Raw genomic sequence first — 18,062 nt, 5'->3', positions numbered from 1 at the left:
TCATTAGCATACTATCCTTTTTGTGGCTTATTACTATAATTGATTTTATTTTTAGCTTATAATGTAATCGATTACACAAAAGGAGAAAGATTATGGCTATAAAACTTATCGCAATCGACACAGATGGCACACTTTTAAATTCAGACGGGGAAATTTTAGAAAGCACCAAAATCGCAATTAAAAAGGCTTTAAATAAGGGAATTAGAGTTGTTTTATCTTCAGGACGACCAATCGATGGCCTAAAAGGCTACATGAATGAACTTGAAATTATGGGTTCAGGCGAATATGTAATAACTCTTAACGGTGCAATTGTTCGAAATGCAGACGATGATATCATTAGTGAAAATTTGCTTCCTAATAGTTATTACCGAATTTTGACAGCATTTGGACTTGCAAATAAGATTCCCTTTAATATTGTTGATGCAAATTCTCGCATTATTACCGCTGACCATAACGTTGATCCGATGATTTATCAACAGGCATATGAAAATCAAGATCCACTATATATTCGAAATCCTGAAGAATTGCCTGAAGAAAAGATGCGGATTGCTAAGGGATGCTTTGTTGGTGATTCAGATATCTTAGATGAATTTGAACCCAAAATTCGTAAGGAATTTAAAAAAGATTTATCGGTTATCAGAACTGATCCATACTTTCTAGAACTATTTGCCTTACACGTTAACAAAGGTAATGCTTTACGAGAATTGGCAAGTAAGCTTAACATTACTCAAGCCGAAATTATGGCAGTTGGTGATGAATATAATGATATCAGCATGTTTGAAAACTGTGGCACTAGTGTTTGCATGGCAAATGGTGATGAAGAAGCTAAAAAAGCAGCTGACTATATCACTTCTTCCAATGATGAAGATGGCATTAGCGAAGCTTTTGATAAATTCGTATTTTAAATTAAAAAGAGGATTGGACTGAAAAATTAGTCTAATCCTTTTATATTTCTTTTCAAAAATTATGCTATAATCGCCAGATATGGAGGCAAAATATGAAAAACCATAAAATTTTAAAAGCAGTTGTTGCATTAGCAATCGCAGTTATTCCAACAGTTATGCTTAGTCAATCGGTTTCTGCAAGTAGTAGCAAAATTACACTCAAACAAGGTTTTAACAACTTTCTTGTTTATCAAAAAAATGGTAAATCTGTATTACAAAAGCAAGATGTTAATGGTAGAAGTATGACTGAAGCAGTTACTGTTAAGCCTGGCTCAACCATGAAATATTATGGACAACCAATTATCATCAAGACTAAACAAGACATTGAATATAGTTATGATGCGCTTAAGTTAAATCCAAAATTAATGAAAAAGCATAGTATTGAATACGTCTATCAACCTGCCCCTTATGTCAACATCGGTAATAATCACTATCTTAAAGGACAAAACATTGCGTCAATGAATGGAAAAAATGTTTTAATTCTTGGAAGCAATGCTTACATTTATAATAAACGCGGTCAACGTATTTCTTATAAGGGACAAAGAGTTATTCCTAAATACTCACTAATCACTTCTTCTAGCAAATCACATAAAGCAACAAAAAGTGATAAATTTATCTTCTACACTAATCTTTCACAAACAAAGAGTAGTGCACTCAAGATGTATACTATTCGCGGCAGTAAATATTACTACTTAGGAAGCGGTGCTTACATTAATGCTGGTAACGTTACATTAATTGATGGTCATTCAGTTTACCAAAACGGTGGCAGCACAACTATCAGAACTTCAATTAACTTACCTGTTTACAACTACAAGTTAAAGCAAACTTCACGTATCATCAAAGCTGGTCAAAGACTCAAAGTCGATGGTTTAAAAGAAACCGGAAATGGTGATAACTCGACACTTTACTTCAAGATTGCAGGTACTAACGGTAAAAACGCTCAATACTTATACTGGGGTGATAGTGGCCAATACGGTATCGATGATCAAGATGTGACCGATGAATACATGGGTAACTTTACATTTGATACCCGACTTAGATAATTTAAGATTATATTCAAAAAAGGCTTGAGATTTTCGTCTCAAGCTTTTTCTTTATTATTCCATATTTTCAGCTGGCCAGAAGTATGATTCAAATTTAGCCTTACCATCATTGAAAGTAAGTTTTACCACACTAGCATTACCAAAGCCGCCAAATTCATTTTCGTCAGTTTCTTCACGAACATAGCGAGCTAAAATATCACCATGTCCAACAACCAAAGCTGTTTGCCCATCTTCCATTTGATCAAGGATAGTTGCAAGTGCACGTCTCATTCTTGCAACAACATGTTCATTAGTTTCCATAGTTGGATCAACATTATCATTACCATAATTCCATGGCAATAAAAATTCATCACGACCTTCAAAAATGCCGTAACACTTTTCACGTAAGTCCTTTAAACGAGTGTAATCCATCTTGTGATCAGTGATAATTTCAAGCGTATCACAAGCTCTTTCTTGAGTTGAAGAAAAAGCAAAATCAAACTTTACCCCATTATCCTTGAAATATTCACGGGCCTTTTCAACCTGACGAATTCCACGTTCGTTTAATGGTGAATCACATCTGCCCTGAACCTTATGATAATAATTGAAATATGTTTGTCCATGTCTTACTAAGTAAACTGTCTTTGTCATTCTTATTACCCTCTTTAAATTATGGTCTAAATCCTTGATTGTATTTACTACTGTTAACTACATAACTTGGCACACTAATGAAATGCATTGAATAAACATTTGAAGTCTTCGAAATACTGAAACCGAAGTAGTTATAATCGCCATCAGTATTCTTTGAACCTTGAGTATTAAAGAGGTCTCCTGCATGTTCCCATTCACGATAGTTACTCTTCTTAGCGCGGCCACTTTCACCGCTACCAACATATCCAAAGATCATTTGCTTAATACCAAAGTAAATATTCTTCTTCATTTCAGTCATAGTAATAACCGGACTATTAAGTTTAAAGCCGGCCATATCTTCAACAAAATTATCGTCTAGTTTTAAGCCGTTATTATGACAAGCATTAACAATTCCTTGAACATAATGATCACCATTATTAATACCGCGACCAGCCTTAGCATATTCAGTTGCAATATCAACAGCTAACTTTTGCGTACCTTCACTATATACCCAAGCTGGAAGACCAAGCTGACTTCTTGCGCCATTAATCAAATTTAAGGCATACTTACCTAACTCTTCTGTTTGTTCAGTGGTTAAATTATCAAGATTGATCTTAGTCTTATTATCAGCGGCATTTTCACCTGCTTTAATTCGACTAAAGTCATTATCTTTCATCCCCTTCATACAAGCGGCAACAAATTTAGAACTAGGCTTACCTTTATAAGCATTTAAAAGAGCGGATCTAGTGTAGGCCTTCGGTAAAGTGATTTTTGCCTTTACATATGAAGTGGCAGCCTTTGCATCTTTCGCAAGAAGCCAATGTGAATTATCTCCAATTTTATAAGCTAATTGTTTCTTACCTGAAATCTTTAGATAGCGTTTTGCAGTATAACGGTATTTTTTCTTAGGAGCAGCGTAATATTTTGACTTACTTCCATTTACATTATATAAACGAACTCGCTTATTTCCCTTAACATTAATGTATTTATTACTTGCCGCTTGTACTGATTGAGTATAGTTAGTATTAACAGTGTTATTAACTGCACCTAATCCCGCTAATGCAATTGCAATACTAATAGCTGTTACTGTTTTTTTAATTCGCATAAATCCTCCATGCTTGGTTATTTAAAAATAATTATAAAATAAAAAGGATTTAAGAACTACCCTTTCTTAAATCCTTTCTGTGTAATTAAATATTGAATTTTAGTACCAGCCATTTGCTTGCCAGAAGTTCTTAGCAGCAGTCCATGAGCCGTAACGTGATTTTACGTAGTTATCAGCAACTCTTTCTTGGTTAGCAGCTGAGTAGTCACCACCAAGGTATGCTGAAGATAATTGATACTTACCAACGTATTGACCATTACGTGCTGAGTATGAACCACCAGATTCACGACCAGCAATCCAAGCCTTAGCACTAGCTTCTGAACCACTAACATTAGTAGTATATGCGTTTGAAGCAACTACAGGTGATTGTGATACTGGAGCTTGAGTTGAAACTGAAGTGTTTTGAGTTTGAGTATTAGCTTGTGTTTGAGCTTGAGCGTTAGTTGAAACAGCTACAGCCTTTTCAGCCTTAACCCATTGATTCTTACCAAGATCGTACCATTTGTCGCCTTGTGCGTCATACGCAGTCTTGATAACTTTCCATGAAGTGTTTGGTGCTAAAACTTGACCAGTTGCTGCACCGTTTTGGTAATTGTTGTATACAGTAGTTGAAGTATGTACAGTGTAAACTGCTGCGTCATTTTCAACAACAGAAGCTTGTACATTATTAGTTGTAGTAAATGCAGCTGCACCAACTAAAGTAAATGAAGCTGCGGTGATTGACTTAGTTAAGATAGATTTAATTTTCAAAAAATTCTCTCCTTAAAAATAAATACTCTCAGGAGCTATGTCATTGTTTGTATCTGTGTTTATTAATCGCTCCTGATTTACAGCCTATATACTACATGCTGAAAATTTCAGAACCATAACAGAAATATCACTCGAGAGTTAAAAAAATATTACTAATATTACAAAGTTGTAACAATTGTAATATTAGTAAAACAATTCATCGTTATTATCGAATATGCTCAAGTGTTGATTTATCAAGACTTATTCGGTTTTTGTATAACGAAAGAACATATATTTGGCAGTAAAAATTTGCGATACATCAGTTTAACAATGCAAACATTTAGCCACGAAAAATATTCTTTTCAATTTGTTTTTTCTACTTTTTATTGAATTATTGAAAGATACCATGTAATTATTTGCAGTAAGAGCTATAATTAAGATAGATTTTTTCAAAGTGAGGAATAAAACTATGACTAAATACGTTGTTAAATTAAATGAAGAAGATTTACAAATGCTCAAGGATTGCCACAGTAAGAATCCTTCAATCATGAAAGCTTTAGATGAAGCTAAGGAAGAAAACTAATTATTTTTCTTCAATTTGGGGTCGGCAAATCCGGCTCCATTTTTTATTGAACAATAAATATAGTAGGGAATAAATATGAATATTAAAGCTGCTTTTTTTGACGTAGATGGAACTCTTTTTTCTCACAAGACCAATAGCATCCCTCAAAGCACAAAATTGGCCTTCCAAGAAATGAAAAAGAATAATATCTTACCCTTTGTTGCTACTGGTCGTCACATCCTGGAACTTAATCGTCTCCCGGTTAACGAATTAGAATTTGAAGGATACGTTACTTCAAATGGACAAATCGGACTCGATCATGATCAAAATATTATTTTCGACCATCCAATTGATCCTGAAGATACCAAAGTATTAGTAGAAGAATTTAGAAATAAGTCTCTTCCACTTAATTTTGTAGAAGATGACAAAATTTATATCAACTATATCAATCAAGATGTTGATATCACTTTGAAAAGAATCCTATCACCTTTGCCTGATATTGGTGAATACGATGGAAGGAAAATTTATCAATGTATGACTTATGGCGATGGAACTGCCGCTCATAAACTAATGGACCGACTTCCTCACTGCCGTCTAACTCAATGGAATCCACTTGGATTTGATATTGTTCCAAAAGATGGTAGTAAGATAGTAGGAATTAGAAAAATGCTAAAGCTTTATGGCCTAAATGAAGATGAAATTATTTCCTTTGGAGATGGCGATAACGACTTAGAAATGCTTGAAAATTCGGGCATTGGTGTAGCTATGGGAAATGGTATTGATGAATTAAAGGAAATTGCAAATTACGTCACAGATGACATTGAAGAAGATGGCATTTATAATGCACTTAAGCATTATGAGGTGATCTAATGAAAAATCTAAATAAAAACTATCAAAAGGTCAATGATCTTCTCGCTCACTGTCTTCAAGTTTTGATTGTAATTGCACTTGGACTGTTAGGAATTTTAATTGCTATTTTAATTTTTAGAGAATTATATGTTTTATTCCAAGCAATTTTTGCAACTTCAATCGCTGACAGAAATGCTAAGATCATGGATGATATTATTGTCTTCTTCTTGTTCTTCGAATTTGAAGAAATGATTATTGCGGCTCTAAAAAATAATGGTCATACCAGTATTTCATTTTTGATGGGACTAGGAATTACCGCTCTTCTTAGAGGTCTGATCACTGCTCATACCAATATGATGGAAGTTATTGGTAGTGCCATTGCTATTTTAATTTTGATTATTGGAATGGTTGGCTACAATAAATATTTTAAAGAATCGTAGAAAAATTACTTAGATAGAGTTTTCCTTCTATTTTTACAATCAAACATTATTTTACAGTATACAAAAAGCTTAGCCAGATGGCTAAGCTTTTTGAGATAAGTTATTTAGAACCTTTCTTATCAAAAGAAATTGGCAGTAACTTCTCGGTAATTGAAAGTACATAAGTTAAAAGCTGATCCTCAATTTGCTCTATTCTATTAAGATTATCGCAATTCAGCCACTTTGGCTTATGCAAACAAATCAAACCGTTTGTCTTTAAGTTGCTCGACATTGGTAGATGACGTTTTTGGTAACAGTCATTAGATTTTTCCTCAATAATTGGAACTGCCTTAACTGCGTTGTTCAATGCAGCTATGCGCATTGGGCTTGAAACAACTAAATACTTATTTTCTGAGTACGGAGTCTCAATTATTGCTCCGGGAAGAAACTGTGTATTCATAATACTTACCTCTTTCTATATTTATATCACTCAGGTGACATCGTGTCACAGGTAATAGTATAGCATGTTATAACATAATTTGAAGATTGCTTTAGAAATTCTTAATAAGCCTTATGCCTTACCTCTGGTTTCTTCCATGCACACAGAAAATTTTATGTGCATTGCGTGTGCATAATTATTATTTTTGCAAAAAAATTAACCTTTACTTATCTTCAACTTATCTTCATAAAGCATTGATAAATAAAGGTTAATTAAATTTAATAATATAAGTTTATGCCAAATGGCAGGATCGAACTGCCGACCTCTTCTTTACGAGGGAAGCGCTCTACCAACTGAGCTAATTTGGCATATTTCTAACAAAAGAATTATACCAAAAAACTTCCTAGAAATCCAAATTTCTATTTTAATAAGCCCCTGTTCTTTAAGTCATCTTTGAAGTTTTCAAACTTTTCAGTATCGTTAAAGCGCATTTTAGCAAAACTATTCATAAAACGTTTTTGATTCCAGCTAAGTCTGCGTGATGGGCGAATCTTATCAATATGCGTAAAAATATCATCATGAAGCTTCTTACGCAACTTCATATTGCTTTTTGCTTCATCAAAGCGAACATGAAGTTCATCAAGACGCTTATTAATCCGTTCATCCCACATCTTAGTTGTAGCATGGAATCTTCTCACACTTATAATAGTAAGAACTAGATCTGTTCCCATAACTAAAACCACAATCGCAGCAAGTCCACCATGGGTTTTCATCTCTTCCCAATTGATGATTCTTTGAACAAACGGTTGAATAAACTTAACAAGTAAAACAACTCCGAAGCCCCAGAATAATGAAATTACTGGTGCAACGCGTCCTTGGATATTTCCCCATAAATGTGAATAGTCCCATAAAACCATGTGGAAAACTTTTTCAAGAAACAGACTAGCCACATATTCAAAAATTGTCGCTACCACAATTCCGACCAAGAACAACAAAATAATGTTGTCTTGAAAGCGATATGTACAAATTAAGATTGTTGTAACTGCAAAACCATAAACTGGACAATATGGCCCAAAAAGAAATCCACGATAATCATAATGATGATCCTTAAGTGAACAATAGAATGTCTCCCATAGCCAGCCAATTACTGAATAGGTAAAAAATAAGACAATAATCTCCGATAGTGAATAAGGCATATGTTTCAACTCCTTCTATCATATTATTGTCTCATATAATTATGCTAGTTCCAATCTAAATATTATTGCCACATATACAATTATGTTACTTCCAGTCTAAACAAAGTTCTTGTTTATGTAAAAGTTCTGGTAATTCATCACGATCAGTTTCATGCTTTGCAAGCTTAGCACCAGTAATTTGATTAGTGAATGAATCGATTCTCTTATTAGAATCACGCAAGTCATAATAAGTTGTTACAACTTGATCATAATCTGCTAAATCCTTTACATTAAAGTCCTTTGAATATTCATTTTCAAAAGTCGTAAATTTAAGTGGAAGACGTGGCTTCAATTGTGGTGCTTGGTCAGGTACACCAACTTGCATTCCTAAGATTGGGAAAGTCAATTTTGGAAGGTCTAATTCTGCAAGCATTTCAAGCGGATGATCATTGATGGTACCAAGTGGCACATAACCAAGATCCATGCTTTCTACAGCATTGGCCACATTTTGATAAGCCAACAAGGTATCTTCAACAGCTTGGAAGAAAATATCAGTTGTGTGAACACGACCATCATCTTTTCCTAATTGGTGACGAATTTGTTGATTACGGTAAAGATCAACTACAAAGATGAATAAATCGCCTTCTGCACCAACATACTTTTGATTGCAAAGTTCACGAATTTTGGCACGTTTTGCTTCATCGGTAATATGCATCAAAGTTGCGTTTTGCATGAACATGCTGGTTGGAGTTTGACGAAAAACTTCGTAGAGCGTTTCTAATTGCTCTTTAGATAAAGTTTTATCCTTGTATTTTCTGATTGAGCGGTGGTTAAGTTGTGCATCTATAGTTGAATTATGTATCATTTTTCTTCCCTCTTTTTGCTTACTAAAGATTAGTATACAACTCTTCTAAAAAATAAAAAATGATATTAATGAATTTATCTAAGACAAATAGAAATTATCTGATTAAAACTCTATTACTTGAAAACTTAATTTAAGAATAAAAAAGGCATCACCGAATCTAATCGGCTATGCCTTTTACATCGCATTAACGCAACGTTTCATCTCTTCAATATCAAGGACGCCCTGAGCAAATTCTTTTCTAATCAGCTCATCTGGTAAATACTCATCATACTTATCAAAAACCGGAACTTCCTTAGGATACACTAAAGTCATCGGATCAAAGTCCTTATTTGCTTCTTCTTTCAAAATCTTGAAAAATTCTTCTTCATTTGCATCCATCGCAAATTCCATGTAATAAGGTCTTGATGAATTAAAGCCGCGCAAATTAAGTCGATCGGCACACTTAATTCTAAGCAATCGTTCAAGTGCTAAAAACGCATACGAACCAGTCCAAGGGAAAAATGCCCACATTTTTCCACCTAAATTAATTAGTTGCTTATCAGGAAGTCCTGCAATATTAGCTGTATCACGCACTTGAGTAAGTCTAGCTTTCGCATTTTTCATCAAATATGGATACATATTTGTTTCAGATAGAATTTTTCTCATTCTGTGCAAAATATGCGGATGAATATCACCAGGTACATCCCCAAAATATGCAGGAATTCTACCTTCAACTCCGTGACAATAGACTTGATGACGCTTGCGGTCAATATCTTCAACCACCCAAACGCGACCTGCAATCGCAATCTTATCACCAACAGGTGGCGGCTTCACAATCGTACCTAATTCTTCACTACCAGCATGAACACTAAATTCCTCGTTTTCTTGAAAAACCGCATAGAATTTAAAGTTATTAACAACTCTTTCCCCAGCCAGTCCAAGAATTAAGCCCTTATTTTCAGTCCACTGAATATGATCAGTTTTAATCAAATTTTTGAGTAGGACCTTATAATCTTCCTGACTAACATTGTGAAAATATGACAAGGTTAAAACTCTTGAAGCCAGCTCTGCCGGGGTCATTTCTCCACTTGCTGCTAAAGTACTCATTGTTTGATGATAAAGCAAACTGTACGGCAAGCGATTAGGGTTAGGTGGTTCTACCCATTTTTCCTCAATATATAGTTGAACTAATGCAATTCCTTGAAGTAGTGACCACGGAATTAAATCTGGCAGCATCGTTCTAGATTCTGGATGTTCTTCTCGCATTACAAAATGCATTTCTGGCGGTGTTCCCCGTCTACCCGTTCGTCCCATTCTTTGCAAAAAGCCTGAAACTGTAAACGGTGCATCAATTTGATAGGCTGCTTCTAGTTTTCCGATATCGATTCCCAATTCCAGCGTTGCCGTAGCACATGTAGTCATATAAGAATCTTCATCTTTCATCGCCTGTTCAGCAGTTTCACGCAAAGCTGGCGACAAATTACCATGGTGAATCAAGAAGCGATCTGGTTCATGGTTATAGCGGCAATATTCACGCAGCTCCTGACACACGGCCTCACATTCTTCACGACTGTTGGTGAAAACCAGCGACTTTGCTCCTCTAGTGTGTTCAAAAATATACCCAATTCCCGGATCAGCCAACTCCGGTGCTTTGTCAGTTTTAGCTTCCACAATTTCTGCTGGATCAAAGTCCTTGCTTGAAGCCTGCGGATCGGTTTCATAAAAATGTTCCATTGAAAGACGCCATACTTGACGATCATTTTGAGCTCGTGGTGCCACCGTATCATACTTGCTACCTGCACCTAAAAATTTACTTGCATCATCTAAATTTCCAATTGTTGCTGAAAGTCCAATTCGTCTAGGATTCACATCAGCCAATTTCGAGATTCGTTCAATTAAAGAAAAAGTCTGTCCACCACGATCACTACGCAAAAAAGAATGAAGTTCATCAATTACGATAAAATTCAAGCCATGAAATAGACGTGGCACATCCATATGCTTATTAATCATAAAGCTTTCAAGTGATTCAGGTGTAATTTGTAAAATACCTGACGGCTTTTTTAACATTCGTCTTTTCTGTGACTGTGCTACATCTCCATGCCAGCGCCAAACTTTAATATCAGCAGGTTCACACAATTCAGTTAAACGATCATATTGGTCGTTAATCAAAGCCTTTAGTGGTGCAATATACAGAACTTGAATTGAGTCAGCTTTTTCTTCACTAATTTCTGACAGAATTGGAAAAAATGCTGCTTCGGTTTTTCCAGAAGCAGTTGATGCTGCCAAAAGCACATTATGATTAGTTGTAAAAATTTCTTCGGCCGCTGCTACCTGAATCGGACGAAGATTTTGCCAATTATGTTCATAAATATAGTCTTGAATAAACGGAGCATAATGATCAAATACGTCCATAATTCATCTTACTTTCTTTAAATAGTAAATTCAGTATAATCATCCTTCTTATCATCTGAAACTGCTTCAGATTTAGTGTAAGAAAATTGATCTGAATTAAGTAGTTCTTCAATGTTGGTTTGTGGATTTTGCCAAACGATATCAAGTAATTCAATGAAATCACGAATCACTTCACGCGGAGTAATATTCGTATCCGCACCTATTCGAGCATATTCAATCTTGATAAATTGGGCTAAATTATCATCAGTAATTGTGCGTTCATAGCCATAAAAACCAGCATGCATATCGGCCAACTTCTCAGTTAAAACTAGCATTTCTTCTGCAGTCAATGGATCAAGTTTAATTACTGGCGCATACATATCACGAGCTCCTGCCTTTGAGAACTTACCTTCTGAAAGACGAGAACGCAATGCTTCATAACTGTATACACCACGTCGGCGATCTTCAATTGATTGCGGAGTTCCTGCCATAATAATGCCAAGATATTTGGCTTTACCTTGCATCGCATCATTATACATAGTAAGGATTTTTTCATAGTTATATTGACGACTAATTGCATTTGGAATTTTGTAGATATTAACCAATTCGTCAATCATAATCACGAGTCCAGCATAACCAGCTTGCTTGAAGAAACTAGCAAACAATTTCAAATATTCGTACCAGTCATCATCAGAGATAATGATGCTTACACCAAGTTCTTTCTTAGCTTCAGTTTTATGCGTATATTCTCCGCGGAACCACTTAACGACTTTAGCCTTGGTCTCATCATCGTCTTCTAAATAAGCGTGATAGTACATATTCAAAATTTTAGCGAAATCAAAACCATGCACCATCTCACTTAAATTATTGATAACATCATAGATTTTTTTATCCATTTCTTTTTCAAACTTTGGATCATCATCTGTTAGACCTGTTTCTTGGATAACTTCGTTTTGCACAGAATTTATCCACCGGTCAAGAATTAAAGTTAATGCCCCACCTTCTGGGCGAGTTTTTGTGGATAAATTTTGAATTAATTCACGATATGTTGCTAACCCTTGACCTTTTCCACCTTGAAGGCGTCTTTCTGGGGATAAATCACCATCAACAACAACGAAATTTCGATCCATGACATAGTTTCTAATGGTTTGAAGCAGAAAACTTTTACCTGAGCCATAGCGCCCAACGATAAATCTAAATGATGCTCCACCTTCAGAAATTACATCAACATCGTGTAAAAAGGCTTCAATTTCACTTTTACGTCCAACTGTTACATAAGGAAGTCCAATTCTTGGAACAACCCCACCCTTTAAAGAGTTAAGCACAGCCTGTGCAATTCTTTTCGGAACTTTCCGTTTTTTCTCTGGCATTAATATCACTCCATTATTTAAACATTTCATTTAGATCATCAAGATAATCCTCAACGATTATTGGCTGATTTTTTTCATCAAATTCAACGACAGAATCACCGATCTCATCAAAAAGTTTTTCATTGATATTATCAACAACAATTGACAACATCAAATGGTGACTTTTCACGTAATCTTTATATTCTAAGCCTTTAAGCAAAGCCTTGACTAGATAAAGCTCGTCAGGATCTAACCCATATCTTTCGCCTTCTTCAGTATCTTTACTTTCTATTTTATCTTGCTTATCTTGAACATTCTCTTTAAGATCTTCTTCATCAAAGCGTAATTCATCCTCAGTTAGCAAACTATCTCTAGTCACTGATGCATCCGAACGAATTTTATTTAAACTTGAAAAATCAATCTCAACTTTACGCTTTTCCTGTTCCTTTTCAGATTCATAATTTTTGATTCCAGTTTCGATTACTTCTAAAAAATGCTTTTCCATTGGCCGAGCTTTTAGCGGTCTCCCTAAAGAAAATTCTTTTCTTAGAAGTCGATCAATCTCATGCAAAAAAGTATTAATTTCACTTTTCTGATTTTTTATTGGATAGTAAGCCTTTAAGTAGCAGTGCCCATCTTGGTATGAAATATGTCTTACAGGATCGAGATCAAAGTCTTCAAATTTACTCTTTCTTTGATAAAAAACTGCACCTGCAAATAGTTTCTTACTTAAAGTACTTGCTGTAGCTACATATTTACTGAAAAAAGATCTTCTCGGTTCAAGTTTAAGTGCAACAAGACTTTTCCACACATAATAAACAATTTCCTCAAATTGCTCACCTAATTTCTTGTAAGATAAACAATTCTTTAAATATGTGGATATCCCTTCTAAAACAGCAAAAATTTCCTTGGCAGAATATTCTTCAGGTTTAAGTAAAACTTGATAATTATGATCTTCTGCCAATTCCTGCTTGAAAGCTGCTTCAACCGCCTCATAATCAAGTTGGTAGTAAATCACATAGTCTTTCAACCAACTTTCAACATTAACTAACATCCCCACATCGTAAATTAAAATATACTTATTAATAAACTCTCTTAACTTACGAAAACTTTTCTTTGGGTCATCAGCCACGTCGTTTAAAAGTTCATAAACATAGACATAAGCATAAGAGGTACTAATCTTTTCAAATTTTCCCTTACGAATATTTTTGCGCCAAGTGAAATAAGTTCGCAGCTGTGAAATTTTCATATCATGATATGTTGGATAATATTGCTTAAAGTTAACCTTTTCATCAAAATCATCCTCATAATCTTTCATGATCACCGCTTGATGATAGAAGTTCTTTTCTCTCCCCATTGATGGAAGCAGGCTATAGTCATACGCCTCTTGCATCTTCAAAATTTGGTTAGGAACATTTGAATTATTTTTTCTTCTAACTTTACTGCGAGGTTTAATTGCTTGGCTTTGATACTTATTATCGACTTTTTCACCAGGGACAAAAATATATTGACTATTGGAAACGTCCACTTGCTCATTCTTGTTCATTGCAAGCTTAAAAGCATAATCAAGTGCCTGTTTAACCGTCTTTTCACTTGCCTGATCAAGCCAAACACCAACCCAATCGTTAGCTTTCAAGCGAAAGGCTGAACTAAAGCCAGGTAAATCACGAATCATATCTGAAAAAGATCCACATCTTAAATCTAAAGTTGAAATATAACCATCTTGATCCATACCTGCATTAGTTTTTTTAATTCGAGACATCATGGCAAAATATGCCCCATCTAATGGTGATTCTAAAACATATAACTCTGTTGATCCCGGAATTGCTGGTTTGAATTTCAAGCCAAACTTTTGATAAACATAACGACTTAACTCATTAAAATTCAACTTTCCGGCCTCCATTCGTACGTACGTTCTGAATATTATAGCAGTTTTACCACTTATTTTGAATAACTGTTTTTAAAATACTTATAGTTATCTTTTAGTTATCTTTTGAAATTGTGTAGTTATTCACAACCAATTATGTTATTCTATATTTGTCAAAAAGCATGAAACCGCTTTCTGAATTTGAGGGAGGAAGAGCTACTATGAGTACAAAAGAACGATATTCACAAGATGAATTAAGAAAAGCAAATCCAATGTTTAGTCGAGTTCGCTCAACTATCGAAAGTGCATTCTATGGTAACAATGTTCATGAAATTACTAGTGTGGCCGAAGCCTATAACTTGGCTAAACAGCAACCTGGCGTCATTGTTACAGACTTACCAATTTTACATACAAAAGAATTAGGTTTACCACAAGGTGCAACACAACTTGTTTACAATCACGGTAAAATTTTAGGTAGAACTGCTAGTGCTCGTCACTTTACTGACGATCCAAACGAAGATCCTGAAGCATTAGCTGGCAACTTACGTGAAGATATTTATAATGGCCATAATCAAAAATTTTTGAAGGCAACTGTTTTGGTAGGACTTGACCCTACTTTCACTGTTAAAGCACATGTTATGATGCCTGAAGATCAAGCATTCAACTTACTTTCATACATATTAAACTTCCATTTCTTCGATGACGAAGCAGAAGAGATGTACAAGAAGTCTAAGTTCTATGAAGAACCTGACATTTATTTCTACTTCGATCCAAATACTCAGGATCTAGATTATCCAAAGGGCTTTGGAGTCTTTGATGCTCCACATAACTGTGCTGCCGTCTTTAACCTTCGCTACTTTGGTGAACTTAAGAAGGGTACTTTAACCTTGGCATGGGCAATGGCCCACAGACATGGTTATACTGCTTGTCACGGTGGTGAAAAGTCATTCCACTTTAAGGACAAGGATGATAAGGTATTCGCATTCTATGGCTTGTCGGGTTCAGGTAAGTCAACATTGACTCACGAAATGTACGATGGCAAGTACGACATCACCGTTCTTCACGATGATGCATTTATCATTTCACGTGAAGATGGCTCATCGGTTGCCTTAGAACCTTCATACTTTGATAAGACTCACGACTACCCAGCAGGTCACCATGAAACTAAGTACTACACCACTATAATGAACTGTGATGTAACATTAGACTCAAATGGTAATAAGGTAATCGTTACTGAAGACTTACGTAACAACAATGGTCGTGTTATCAAGACCCGTTACACTAGTCCTCACCGTGTTGACTTTGAAAAGGCACCTATTACCGCTTTATTCTGGATTATGAAGGATGGTTCACTTCCACCACTACTTAAAATTGATGATCCAGTTCTTGCTACTACTATGGGATGTACTCTTGCAACTAAGAGAACTTCTGCAGAAAACTTACCAAAAGGCTTCGATATGAATACTTTAGTAATTGAACCATTCGCAGACCCATTCCGTGCATACCCAGTATCCGGTGACTACCGTGACTTCAAGGAATTGTTTACCAAGCGTGGAGCAAATTGTTACATCTTAAATACTGATGCATTTATGGGTAAAGATATTCCTAAGGAAGTTACTAAAGAGCTTATTGAAGGTTTGGCTAACGGTTCAATCACTGATAAGGATTTCAAACCATTCGGTAACTTCAAGGGTGTTAGCTACTTACCTATCGATGGTTACGAGGTACACCTTGACGATCCTGAATACCAAAAAACTTTGGCAAGAAGAATGCAAGATCGTCTTGATTGGTTAAACAAGTATGATGAAGAACATCCAAATACTCCAATTCAAGAAGAAGCTAAGAAGACTTTGGAAGGCATCATCAAGGAATTAAGCTAATAAATTAGTTAAGTATATATTTTCAAACATTATATATCATTCTCTACATAAAAGAGGAAGGCATTTGTCTTCCCCTTTTTCTTTTGATTAAGTATACTTGCTGATCAAAATTTCATATAGTCATCTTCTCGTATATCTTGATATTCAAATTATCGATTTTAACAAAAAAGTCCGCAACCTTTCGTTACGAACTTTTTCTAACTATTATTTATCTGAGAGGGGAAATTTAAAAATAGATTATTTAATCTTTATCAGCTTGCTTGTAAGAAGCAATGATTTCTTCAACTAATTCTGGATCATCCTTCAAACCAGTAGTTTCAACGATGACATCCTTTAAGTCTTCATCCTTAAGCATTTGCATTAACTTGACGCTTTCCTTGTCATTTGGTTCATCGAAGTGGTAAATTCTACCAACTGTTTCCATCAAAGCATCGTAGCTAAGGCCTCTTTCCTTCAATTCACGAATCGGACGAATGAATCTTTCATTGTATCCTAGCTTACGGATTGGAGTTCTACCTACACGAGCAATGTCATCTGAGATGTATGGATTTTGGAATCTGTTAACAATCTTGTTGTGGTATTCTTCAAGACTTTCTTCAGTAAATTCCTTGTTCCACTTGTGGTAAAGAAGTGAACGAGTTTCTGCTAAGACACGCTTTACTTGCTTCAAAACAACTGGATCTTTAATGGCTTCACCAATTGTATCGTAACCAAGACTTTTACCAGTATAAGCAACCGTTGCGTGACCAGTATTTACTGAGAACAATTTTCTTTCAATATAAGGTTCAAGGTCTGGTGCATAATCAACGCCCTTCAACTTGATATCTTTATTCTTCATTTGGCTTTCGTCAATTACCCATTCCTTGAAGTCTTCAACTGAAACAAACAACGGATCATCATTGTGTTGAATTGGCACAATTCTATCAACAGCTGCGTTAGGGAAACCAACGTACTTATCAATTTCAGATTTAACGTCGTCATCTAAATGCTTGTAGACCTCTTCTTTAAGGTGTTCTGAACCACCGATCATGTTTTCACAAGCGATAACATCGATAGGCTTAGTGTTGCCTGACTTAACTCTAGCAGTCAAACCTTCTGCAATTAATGGAGCGATGATTGCTAAGATCTTAGGACCAATAGCTGTTGTTATGATGTCAGCATTCTTAATTGCTTCAACAACCTTTTCTGGATTCTTAGCATTGTTAATACCATCAACGTTAGAAACATGAATCTTCTTTTTACCAGGAGCGGCCAATTCAATATCATATTCACCGCGCTTGTTCAATTCATCAATAATTGTTTCGTTAACATCAACGAAATCAATTCCAAAACCATTATCAGCTAAAGTTTCACCAATAAATCCACGACCAATATTACCTGCACCAAAATGTACTGCTCTCATTCTTATTCTCCTACATTCTTTAATAAATCAATAACTTCTTGTGGTGATTGAGCGTCAGCTAATTTGGCAACGTTGGAAACATCACTACAGAAAATTGCTATCTGTGACAAAATATTCAAGTGTTCATTGTTCAAACCAGCGATTCCGAAAACAACTGTAACTAGTTGTTCAGCGCCGTCGTCATTTGGATCACTGAAGTCAACTCCCATCGGAATTTGGACTACAGAGATGCCAGTTTTCTTAATGAACTTTTTACCATCATCAGTTCCGTGAGGGATGGCAATAAAATTACCCATATATGTTGAAACATCTTCATTACGAGCAATCATTGAATCAATGTATTCTGGTTCAACACAGCCGCCATCAACTAATAATTGTCCGGCCATTCTGATTGCTTGTTCACGTGTTGGAACATCTTGATTAAGTTTGATCATACTTGTTTCTAATTTCATTGA

16 protein-coding genes and 1 tRNA gene are annotated in these 18,062 nt (G+C 35.3%); 5 read left to right on the top strand and 12 right to left on the bottom strand.

Going from position 1 to position 18,062, the window contains the following annotated elements; all coding sequences use genetic code 11:
- Positions 1 to 92: 92 nt before the first annotated feature.
- Positions 93 to 905 carry a Cof-type HAD-IIB family hydrolase gene (locus tag NFR82_RS01820; protein WP_251716447.1) on the top strand — a complete coding sequence of 271 codons (813 nt, stop codon included), beginning with the start codon at positions 93 to 95 and terminating at the stop codon, positions 903 to 905.
- A 92-nt stretch (positions 906 to 997) separates the two neighbouring features.
- Positions 998 to 1,987, top strand: a complete 990-nt coding sequence (locus NFR82_RS01815) for an SLAP domain-containing protein (protein WP_251716446.1) — start codon at positions 998 to 1,000, stop codon at positions 1,985 to 1,987.
- Positions 1,988 to 2,041: 54 nt separating this feature from the next.
- Here the strand turns inward: NFR82_RS01815 and NFR82_RS01810 are convergent, their stop codons facing one another.
- The 3 genes from NFR82_RS01810 to apf all read right to left on the bottom strand — a co-directional run bounded on the left by NFR82_RS01810 (position 2,042) and on the right by apf (position 4,451).
- Positions 2,042 to 2,617, bottom strand: coding sequence for a histidine phosphatase family protein (locus tag NFR82_RS01810; protein WP_251716445.1), 576 nt, complete (start codon positions 2,615 to 2,617; stop codon positions 2,042 to 2,044).
- Positions 2,618 to 2,636: 19 nt separating this feature from the next.
- On the bottom strand, positions 2,637 to 3,701 hold the full coding sequence (locus NFR82_RS01805) for an SEC10/PgrA surface exclusion domain-containing protein (protein ID WP_251716444.1): 1,065 nt from the start codon (positions 3,699 to 3,701) through the stop codon (positions 2,637 to 2,639).
- A gap of 99 nt (positions 3,702 to 3,800) precedes the next feature.
- Positions 3,801 to 4,451, bottom strand: a complete 651-nt coding sequence (gene apf / locus NFR82_RS01800; RefSeq protein WP_251716443.1) for an aggregation-promoting factor — start codon at positions 4,449 to 4,451, stop codon at positions 3,801 to 3,803.
- 637 nt (positions 4,452 to 5,088) lie between these two features.
- Between apf and NFR82_RS01795 the strand changes: the two genes are divergently transcribed.
- Both NFR82_RS01795 and psiE read left to right on the top strand, forming a co-directional pair.
- On the top strand, positions 5,089 to 5,862 hold the full coding sequence (locus NFR82_RS01795; protein ID WP_251716442.1) for a Cof-type HAD-IIB family hydrolase: 774 nt from the start codon (positions 5,089 to 5,091) through the stop codon (positions 5,860 to 5,862).
- The gene (gene psiE, locus NFR82_RS01790) at positions 5,862 to 6,281 is read left to right on the top strand and encodes a phosphate-starvation-inducible protein PsiE (protein WP_251716441.1); all 420 of its coding nucleotides are present in this window, start codon (positions 5,862 to 5,864) and stop codon (positions 6,279 to 6,281) included. The genes NFR82_RS01795 and psiE overlap by 1 nt, the downstream gene beginning before the upstream one ends.
- Before the next feature lie 100 nt (positions 6,282 to 6,381).
- On the opposite strand, the gene NFR82_RS01785 is transcribed toward psiE, so the two are convergent.
- The 7 genes from NFR82_RS01785 to NFR82_RS01755 all read right to left on the bottom strand — a co-directional run bounded on the left by NFR82_RS01785 (position 6,382) and on the right by NFR82_RS01755 (position 14,346).
- Positions 6,382 to 6,720 carry a hypothetical protein gene (locus NFR82_RS01785; RefSeq protein WP_251716440.1) on the bottom strand — a complete coding sequence of 113 codons (339 nt, stop codon included), beginning with the start codon at positions 6,718 to 6,720 and terminating at the stop codon, positions 6,382 to 6,384.
- Between the two features lie 274 nt (positions 6,721 to 6,994).
- Positions 6,995 to 7,067 (bottom strand) — tRNA-Thr (locus tag NFR82_RS01780).
- A gap of 51 nt (positions 7,068 to 7,118) precedes the next feature.
- Positions 7,119 to 7,895, bottom strand: coding sequence for a putative ABC transporter permease (locus NFR82_RS01775; RefSeq protein ID WP_251716439.1), 777 nt, complete (start codon positions 7,893 to 7,895; stop codon positions 7,119 to 7,121).
- Between the two features lie 85 nt (positions 7,896 to 7,980).
- Complete coding sequence (locus tag NFR82_RS01770; protein WP_251716438.1) at positions 7,981 to 8,739, bottom strand: NADPH-dependent oxidoreductase; 759 nt, start codon at positions 8,737 to 8,739, stop codon at positions 7,981 to 7,983.
- A 174-nt stretch (positions 8,740 to 8,913) separates the two neighbouring features.
- Complete coding sequence (locus NFR82_RS01765; RefSeq protein ID WP_251716437.1) at positions 8,914 to 11,130, bottom strand: DEAD/DEAH box helicase; 2,217 nt, start codon at positions 11,128 to 11,130, stop codon at positions 8,914 to 8,916.
- 17 nt (positions 11,131 to 11,147) lie between these two features.
- A complete protein-coding gene (locus NFR82_RS01760; RefSeq protein ID WP_251716436.1) occupies positions 11,148 to 12,479 on the bottom strand; it encodes an ATP-binding protein in 1,332 nt (443 codons plus the stop codon).
- A gap of 13 nt (positions 12,480 to 12,492) precedes the next feature.
- On the bottom strand, positions 12,493 to 14,346 hold the full coding sequence (locus tag NFR82_RS01755; protein ID WP_251716435.1) for a TerB N-terminal domain-containing protein: 1,854 nt from the start codon (positions 14,344 to 14,346) through the stop codon (positions 12,493 to 12,495).
- 200 nt (positions 14,347 to 14,546) lie between these two features.
- Between NFR82_RS01755 and NFR82_RS01750 the strand changes: the two genes are divergently transcribed.
- Complete coding sequence (locus NFR82_RS01750; protein WP_251716434.1) at positions 14,547 to 16,205, top strand: phosphoenolpyruvate carboxykinase (ATP); 1,659 nt, start codon at positions 14,547 to 14,549, stop codon at positions 16,203 to 16,205.
- 241 nt (positions 16,206 to 16,446) lie between these two features.
- Here NFR82_RS01750 and NFR82_RS01745 read toward each other — a convergent pair whose 3' ends face one another.
- Together NFR82_RS01745 and NFR82_RS01740 are read right to left on the bottom strand one after the other, a co-directional pair.
- Positions 16,447 to 17,607: a mannitol-1-phosphate 5-dehydrogenase gene (locus tag NFR82_RS01745; RefSeq protein ID WP_251716433.1), complete on the bottom strand. Its 1,161-nt coding sequence runs from the start codon at positions 17,605 to 17,607 to the stop codon at positions 16,447 to 16,449.
- A gap of 2 nt (positions 17,608 to 17,609) precedes the next feature.
- Positions 17,610 to 18,059, bottom strand: a complete 450-nt coding sequence (locus NFR82_RS01740; protein WP_251716432.1) for a PTS mannitol transporter subunit IIA — start codon at positions 18,057 to 18,059, stop codon at positions 17,610 to 17,612.
- Between the last annotated feature and the right edge of the window lie 3 nt (positions 18,060 to 18,062).

This window comes from Lactobacillus agrestimuris (genome assembly GCF_943193025.1).
Taxonomy (GTDB): Bacteria; Bacillota; Bacilli; order Lactobacillales; family Lactobacillaceae; genus Lactobacillus; species Lactobacillus agrestimuris.
The sequence above is the reverse complement of the archived record's forward strand: the minus strand, read 5'-3'. Positions and strand labels throughout refer to the sequence as shown.